The sequence below is a fragment of the Kitasatospora sp. NPDC002965 genome, from assembly GCF_040611255.1.
Taxonomy (GTDB): domain Bacteria; phylum Actinomycetota; class Actinomycetes; order Streptomycetales; family Streptomycetaceae; genus Kitasatospora.
In genome coordinates, this window is record NZ_JBEXNT010000240.1 from 1 (window position 1) to 6,341 (window position 6,341).

Annotated in this window: 4 protein-coding genes; all 4 read right to left on the reverse strand. The window is 75.4% G+C overall.

Annotated features, from left to right (window positions below):
- Positions 1-113: 113 nt before the first annotated feature.
- The gene (locus ABZY91_RS40990; protein WP_355409225.1) at positions 114-1,778 is read right to left on the reverse strand and encodes a bifunctional 3-(3-hydroxy-phenyl)propionate/3-hydroxycinnamic acid hydroxylase; all 1,665 of its coding nucleotides are present in this window, start codon (positions 1,776-1,778) and stop codon (positions 114-116) included.
- Positions 1,775-2,572 (reverse strand): arylamine N-acetyltransferase, encoded by a 798-nt coding sequence (locus ABZY91_RS40995; protein ID WP_329881600.1) that lies wholly within the window; start codon positions 2,570-2,572, stop codon positions 1,775-1,777. Before ABZY91_RS40995 ends, ABZY91_RS40990 begins: the two co-directional genes overlap by 4 nt.
- Positions 2,569-5,769 carry a beta-ketoacyl synthase N-terminal-like domain-containing protein gene (locus ABZY91_RS41000; RefSeq protein WP_355409227.1) on the reverse strand — a complete coding sequence of 1,067 codons (3,201 nt, stop codon included), beginning with the start codon at positions 5,767-5,769 and terminating at the stop codon, positions 2,569-2,571. Before ABZY91_RS41000 ends, ABZY91_RS40995 begins: the two co-directional genes overlap by 4 nt.
- Positions 5,770-5,814: 45 nt before the next feature.
- Positions 5,815-6,341 (reverse strand): acyl carrier protein (locus ABZY91_RS41005; RefSeq protein ID WP_355409229.1); only part of this gene is annotated, 527 nt, incomplete at its 5' end.

Here is a 6,341-nt window from a genome sequence, read left to right on the forward strand (position 1 = left end):
CCGGTGGCTGTGCGGGGGCGGTGGCGGCGGGAACGACGGCGCCCGCCGGGCCGCCCGGGTGGGCGGGCTCGGCGGGCGGTCCCCGGCGGGCTCAGGAGTGGCGGGGCGGCGGGTCAGACGCCCAGGTCGGTGCGGAGCGCGGCGAACAACCCGGCCAGTGCCGTCCGGTCGGCCGCCGCGCCGTAGACGTAGAAGTCGGGCCGCACCAGCACCGCGACCGCGCCGGCCCCCGGCCCCGCTCCTACTCCCGCTCCCGCTCCCGCCAGGTACGGCAGGTAGACCCCGTCGACGTCGCCCACCGCGCCCGGCGGCGGCTCCTGCCCGCCGTCCTCGACGACCTGCACGGCGTGACCGCCGAGCTCCGCCAGCCAGGCGCCGTCCTCGGCGGAGAGGAGCGTCTCCGGCGGTTCGGTGGTGAGCAGCACGAAGCCGCGCCCCACCACGTCGTCGAAGCGGCCGGCCGGCCGCCCCGCCGCCGTGACGCGCCCCTGGACGACGAGGTCGCCGGCCGGGAAGCCGCCGTGCCGCAGGCCGGCGGTGAGCGGCTGGACCGGGGTGCGCGGGCGCGCGGCGCCGACCGCCGCGCCCTGCCGGGCGCGCTCCTGCGCGGCCAGCATCACGGTGTCGCGGTCGCGCGCCGCCGCCGGGTCGCTCTGGCAGATGACCCGCCCGAGGTCCATCGACATGGTGAGCGCGTGCCGCACGTGCTCGCGCCGCTCGGCGGCGTAGGTGTCGAGCAGCCCCTCGCCCGCCCGGCCGGTGAGCACCAGGTCGAGCTTCCAGGCCAGGTTGGCGGCGTCCCGGAAGCCCGAGCACATGCCCTGCCCGGCGAACGGCGGCATGAGGTGGGCGGCGTCCCCGGCGATCAGCACCCGGCCGCGCCGCCACTGGTCGGCGTACCGCGCCTGGAAGGTGTAGACGGCGTGCCGCAGCAGCGTGGAGTTGCCGGGGCCGATGTCGAACAGCGAGAGCAGCTTCCAGACGTTGGCCTCGCTGCCGAACTCCTCGGGCGACTCGTGGTCGAGCCGCATGAACTCCCAGCGCCGGTGGCCCGGACCGGCGGAGACGGCCGTGCGCGGCCGGGCCGGGTCGCAGACCTGGAGGTTGTTGGGGACGAACTCCCGGCCGTCGTGCGGGACGACGTCGCAGGTGAGCCAGTCGTTGAAGAACGCGAAGTCGGTGGCGGTGAGCCCGGCCTCCTCGCGCACCACGCTGTTCGCCCCGTCGCAGCCGATCACCCACCGGGCGGTGAGCGTGCCGCCCTCGGGGCCGTCGACGGTGAGGGCGACCGCCTCGCCGCGGTCGGCGACGGCCGTCACCCGGTGGCCGCGCAGCACGCGCAGCCCCGGTTGGCGCTCGCCGTGGGCGGCCAGCACGGCCTCCAGGCCCGGCTGGTAGACGGCGCTGGAGTCGGGCCAGCCGGAACGGCCGGCGTCCTCCACGTCCACCCGGAAGAGCGTGCGGCCGTCGGCGTTGTGCCACACGTAGTCCCGGGAGGACTCGACGTACTCGGCGAGCGCCTCCTCGACACCCGTGGCGGCGAGGATGCGGGCGGACTCGCCGTCGAAGGAGACCGCGCGCGGCATCGGGTAGGGCCGGGGGAACCGCTCCAGGACGGTGACCCGGTGGCCGCGGGCGGCCAGCAGCAGCGCGGCGGTCTGACCGACCGGCCCGTAGCCGACGATCGCGACGTCGGTGTCGGTCCCGGTGTCCCCGGTGCCGGCGTCGGGGCCCGGTGCGGTGTCCGGTACGGCGGAGGCGGCGGGTGCGGTCGTCATGCGGCGGCCGTGCCCTTCCGCAGGATGTCCGCGAGCACCCGGGCGTGCTCCTCGGGGTCGGCGAGGCCGCGCACCCGCTCGGTGCCGTCCTCGACGACCACCAGCCGGGTGCCGATCAGGATCCGCTGGCCACCCTCGAACGCCCGGCCGCGGACCACGATCCCGGAGCCGGCCAGGGCCCGGGCGAAGCGGTCCAGCTCCGGCGAGGGGACGAGCCACTCCGCGAACGCGCGCGGCTCCGGGTGGAAGCGGTAGACGGCGCGCCAGTCACCGGTCCGGCCGCGGCGCTGGACGACGTGGTGGCCGGTGTCCGCGCGCACGATGCGGAAGTCGGTGCCGCCCTGCGACTGCACCTCGTCGAGCACCACCCGCAGCGGTTCCAGGTAGGACGGCCCGACGAAGCCGACGTCGACCAGCCAGAACTCGCCGTCCAGCCGCACGAAGCCGAGGACGTGCTCCAGATCCGGCCCGAAGGTGTCGTCGACCTGGCGGATCCCGGCAGAGAAGAGCCCGGTCTCGTAGCCCAGTTCGCGGAGCAGGGCGAGGAACAGTCCGTTGAGCTCGTAGCAGACGCCGCCCCGGCCGCCGAGGACGAGGGCGTCGAACACGGCGTCGACGTCGATGTCCACGCCCGCCCAGAGGGCCTCGCCGCGCGCGGTGTTGAGCGAGGAGTCGTAGGGGATGGCGATCAGGTGGCGCCGGTGCAGCTCACGCAGGGTGGCGGCGTCGGGTACGAGCGGCCCGTCGTAGTCGAGGGCCTTGAGGTAGGCGGCGACGTCGATCACGGCGGTCACTTCCCTTCGGTGTGCTGCTCGTCGAGCAGGACACGGAGGTGGCTGGCGAGCCTGCCCGGGGTGGGCTGGTCGAAGACGAGCAGGGCCGGCAGTTCGAGGCCGGTGACGTTCTGGAGGCGGTTGCGGAGTTCGACGGCGGTCAGCGAGACGAAGCCGATGTCGAAGAAGACGTCGTCGGTGCCGACGGAGTCGGCGCCCTCGTGCCCGAGGACGGCCGCGACCTCCGTGCGGACCACGTCGAGCAGGACGGCTTCCTGCTCCTCCGGGCCGCCGTCCGCCAGGCGGCGGGCCAGGGCGGCGCCGGGAGCCTCCTCGGCCTCGGCGGCGGTGCCGGTCTCGGCGGTGTCGATGTCCATCGGGGATTCTCCTGCGTGGGTCGTCACGGGCACCGACTCCAGCCAGTAGTGCCGGTGCTGGAAGGCGTAGGTCGGGAGTTCGGAGGGAGCGAGGGGTCCGGCCCCGGCGTAGGAGGCCGACCAGTCGACCTCCACCCCGCGGACGTGGAGTTCGGCGGCCGAGAGCAGGACGCGGTCCCACCCGCCCTCGTCGCGCCGCAGCGTGCCGGTGACGGCCGCCTCGCGCACTGACGCCGCCTCCAGCGCCTCGACGATGCTGTGGGCGAGCACCGGGTGGGCGCTGACCTCGACGAACGCGCGGTACTCCGCGGCGGCGAGGGTCTCGACGGCCTCGGCGAAGCGGACGGTCTGCCGCAGGTTGCGGTACCAGTACCCACCGTCCAGCTCAGGACCCTCCAACCACCGGCCCTCCACCGTCGACAGGAACGGGATCGCGGCGGGCCGGGGCCTCACCGCGGCCAGGAGCTCGGCGAGTTCCTCCTCGATCGACTCGACGTGGGACGTGTGGGAGGCGTAGTCCACCGGGACGCGCCGCACCCGCACACCCTGCTCCTCGAAGCCGGCCACCAGCGTGTCCAGCGCGTCCGGGTCACCGGCCACCACCACGGACGACGGCCCGTTCACCGCCGCCACCTCCACACCGGCCGGCAGACCGTCGGCCACCCGCCCGTAGGGCAGGCCCACGGACACCATGCCGCCACGACCCGCCAGACCCCGCGCGATCGCCTGCGAACGCAGCGCCACCACGGCGGCGGCGTCCTCCAGCGACAGGATCCCCGCGACATGCGCCGCCGCGATCTCACCCTGCGAATGCCCCACCACCGCGTCCGGCACCACACCCAGCGAACCCCACACCCGCGCCAGACCCACCATCACGGCGAACGACACCGGCTGCACCACGTCCACCCGCTCCAGCGAGGCGGCACCCGGCACCTGATTCACCACATCCACCAACGACCAGTCCACATAAGGCTTCAGCGCACCCTCCACCTCCGCCAGAGCCCGCGCGAACACCGGGGACTCGGCCGACAGACGCCGACCCATCCCCACCCACTGCGAACCCTGACCCGGGAACACGAAGACGGTCTCTCCGGCGACGTCCGCCGTGCCGGTGACCAGGCCGGGTGCGGCGGCGTCGCCCGCGAGCGCGGCCAGTCCGCCGCGGTGGCCGTCCAGCGTGTCGGCCACCACGACGGCGCGGTGCGACAGGAGCGCCCGGGCCTCGGCGAGCGTGCGGGCGGCAGCCGTCTGGTCCGGGCCCTGCGCGTCGGCGTAGTCGAGCAGCCGCTCGGCCTGGGCACGCAGGGCGACGGCCGAGGCGGCGGACACCAGCCAGGGGACGGCCGGGACGGCGCGCGCCGGGGCGTCCGGCGCCGCGGAGACCTCCGGTGCCTCCGGGGCGTGCGGCGCCTCGGGCGTCTCCGGCGCGGGCGCCTCCTCCAGGATCACGTGGGCGTTGGTGCCGCTCACGCCGAAGGCCGAGACGGCGGCCCGGCGCGGGCGGTCCAGCTCGGGCCACGGCCGGGCCTCGGTCAGCAGCCTGACCTCACCGGCCGACCAGTCGACCTGCCGGGTCGGCTCGTCCACGTGAAGGGTCTTCGGCAGCACACCGTGCCGCAGCGCCTCCACCATCTTGATCACGCCCGCGACCCCGGCAGCCGCCTGGGTGTGCCCGAGGTTCGACTTCAACGAGCCCAGCCAGAGCGGCTGTTCGGCCGGGCGGCCCCTGCCGTAGGTGGCGAGCACCGCCTGTGCCTCGATCGGGTCGCCGAGCGGCGTGCCGGTGCCGTGGCCCTCGACCGCGTCGACGTCCGCCGCGGTCAGCCGGGCGTTGGCGAGCGCGGCCCGGATCACCCGCTGCTGGGCGGGGCCGTTGGGCGCGGTCAGGCCGTTCGACGCACCGTCCTGGTTGACGGCCGAGCCCCGGACCACGGCCAGCACCTCGTGACCCAGCCGCCGCGCGTCCGACAGCCGCTCCAGCACCAGGACGGCCACACCCTCCGCCCAGCCGGTTCCGTCGGCCGCGTCGGCGAACGCCTTGCACCGGCCGTCGACCGCGAGGCCGCGCTGCCGGGAGAACTCCACGAACGGCGACGGCTGGGACATCACCGCGACGCCCCCGGCCAGGGCCTGCACGCACTCGCCGTTGCGCAGGGCCTGGGCGGCCAGGTGGACAGCGACCAGGGAGGAGGAGCAGGCGGTGTCGACGGTGATCGCGGGCCCCTCCAGGCCGAGGGTGTACGCGACCCGGCCCGAGGCCACCGAACCCGAGGTCCCGGTGGCGAGGAAGCCCTCCAGCCCCTCGGGCACGCTCCGCAGCCCGGTGGCGTAGTCGTGGTACATCACGCCGGAGAAGACACCGACCGGCGTGCCGCGCAGGTCCGCCGGGTCGAAGCCGGCCCGCTCCAGGGCCTCCCAGGACGTCTCCAGCAGCAGCCGCTGCTGCGGGTCCATGGCGAGCGCCTCGCGCGGCGAGATCCCGAAGAAGGCGGCGTCGAAGTCCGCGGCGCCGCGCAGGAACCCGCCCTCGCGGACGTAGGAGCGGCCCGCCCGGTCCGGGTCGGGGTCGAACAGCCCGTCGAGGTCCCAGCCGCGGTCCTCGGGGAACTCGGCCACGCCGTCACGGCCGTCGGCGACCAGCTGCCACAGCTCGGCCGGGGAGGAGACGTCACCGGGGAGCCGGCAGGCCATCCCGACGATGGCGATCGGCTCGGTGGCCGCCGCCTCCAACTTCGCCTTCTCGGAGGCAAGTTGCTCGTTGTCCTGGAGCGCGGCCCGCAGCGCCGCGACCAGCCTCGCCGTCTGGTCGGAGGCGGCCGCGCCGTCGATGGTGGTAGTCATGTCAGCCTTTCGGGAAGGATCGGTGAGCGCGGGATCGGGGGACGGTCAGCCACGGCCGCGCAGCGCGCGGGCGACGAGACCGTCGATGTCCAGGTCGGCGATGGCGGGCCCGTCCGCGGGCGGCAGCTCCGGAGCCGGGCCGGCCGGCGGCACGGTGCCCCCGGCGGCGGCTCCGGCCTCCGGCTCCGGCAGGAGCTCGGACCGCAGGTGACGGGCGAGTTCGAGCGGGGTCGGGTGGTCGAAGACCAGCGTCGCCGGGAGCCGGACGCCGGTCGCCCGGGCCAGCCGGTTGCGCAGCTGCACCGCGCCGAGCGAGTCGAACCCGGTCTCCTTGAACGCCTGGGCGGCGGCGACGGCGTTCTTGGACGGGTGCCCGAGGACGGCCGCGGCGGCCGAACGCACCAGGTCGAGGAGTTCGCGGTGCTGCTCGCGTTCCGGCAGCGCGGCCAGCCTGACGGCGAAGCCGGCCGCGTCGTCGGCCGTGGTGGTGGTGGCGGTGCGGCGGGGAGTGCGGACCAGCCCGCGCAGCAACGGGTTCAACTCACCACTCGCCGCCTGCGACCGCAACACAC

What these genes read in the sequence shown, in the direction of transcription:
- ABZY91_RS40990 (WP_355409225.1), bottom strand. Translation starts at nt 1,778, where the DNA reads ATGACGACCGCACCCGCCGCCTCCGCCGTACCGGACACCGCACCGGGC.
- ABZY91_RS41000 (WP_355409227.1), bottom strand. Translation starts at nt 5,769, where the DNA reads ATGACTACCACCATCGACGGCGCGGCCGCCTCCGACCAGACGGCGAGG.